The sequence below is a fragment of the Kitasatospora sp. NPDC056446 genome (assembly GCF_042796115.1).
GTDB lineage: Bacteria > Actinomycetota > Actinomycetes > Streptomycetales > Streptomycetaceae > Kitasatospora.
The window spans coordinates 1-1,219 of sequence record NZ_JBHTRF010000240.1; the positions used below are offsets into that span (position 1 = coordinate 1).

The window sequence follows — 1,219 nt, forward strand, 5'->3', positions numbered from 1 at the left end:
TACAGAAGCAGCGCTTCCAGGTCGCCCTGCTGTGAGAGGTGGCGCAGGGCCCGGCGAAGCTGCGTGTCCTGGCCGAACGCGGTGGGCATGTTGGCGTTGAGATCGATGCCGCTGCCGAGACCGGCCAGCATGTCGCAGGCCATGCCCTGTGCGCCGAACGCCTCGCGCACATAGGTGCCGCGACCGATCTCACCGATGACCAGGCCCATCCGGGCCAGCTCGGCATAGACGCGGCTGGCGGTGGCAAGCGCCAGATCATGGCGGCGGGCGAGCTCGCGGTGGGTGGGCAGGCGGGTTCCAGGGCGCAGGTTCCCGCTCTGGATGTCCGATACGAGGCCATCGACTACCTGCTTGAACCGTGAGCGTGCCATCCGTGCGCCGAGTGTATCTAGGACAATTTGTTGATTGTACTGATGCCATTCCTAGACTTCGATCGCACCGCCGGACGGGCGGAAAGGAATGGAGCACATCTGTACGGCGATGGAAGGTCACAACGAATTATTGAACTATGCAGCGCATGCACTGGAAGAAATGAACGTGCTGATTCCCCGGATCAAGGGCAGCATGCCGGGCATCCGCCAGGCCCATGAAGCCATCGCCAGCTACCTGCACCGCAGCGTGAAGTTCCTGCTGCCCAATTGCGCGGAGATGATCGATCTGCGTGAGCTGCGCCAGGTGCACGTGGACATGGCGCGCCCGCCGTTCGAGGTGATGGCGCTGGAAGCGGCGTGGATCCTGCCTGACGGGTTGCCGGGACACAAAGGGGCGGGCCATGCGGCGCCTCGGCGCATCGCGCTGTGCCTGAACATGAACCGCGAAGTCGCCGCGGCCTTTCCGGCCACGGAGTGCTTCCTGGATGAACCGGCCGGTGGCGTGGTGGTGATCCCGATCTACTGGCAGGCCGATGCGGCCGCGTGGAAAGTGCCGCTGGGAGGCGTGTTCCTGCCGCACCAGAATCCGTTGAGCCTGTACCGGCCAGAGGAGGCCAGCCTGCCCACGCGCCTGGTCAATTACCCTGTGGAAGCGATGGCGTCCGGAAAACCCTTGCAGCAGTTCCGGGTTGCGCCGTTCGCGCTGCTGCCGGAATGGCACGCCTGGGCGGTGGAGCAGCAGGGCAGTGCGGCGGTGAAGGCGCAGATCGTGCAGGACTGTCGCGACGAGGTCGCCATGCTGTTGCAGACCTGCTGCGTGCTCAACTGCGCCAATGTCGCGTCGGTGG

The 1,219-nt window shown here is 65.1% G+C and carries 2 protein-coding genes; one reads left to right on the forward strand and one right to left on the reverse strand.

The features are described 5' to 3' along the window. Nucleotides 1-371, reverse strand: a 371-nt coding sequence (locus ACFQ6N_RS40970; protein ID WP_380659218.1) for a GntR family transcriptional regulator, incomplete at its 3' end; no start/stop codon positions are given. 88 nt (nucleotides 372-459) lie between these two features. Between ACFQ6N_RS40970 and ACFQ6N_RS40975 the strand changes: the two genes are divergently transcribed. Next, on the forward strand, nucleotides 460-1,219 hold a 760-nt coding region (locus ACFQ6N_RS40975; RefSeq protein ID WP_380659219.1), incomplete at its 3' end, for a hypothetical protein.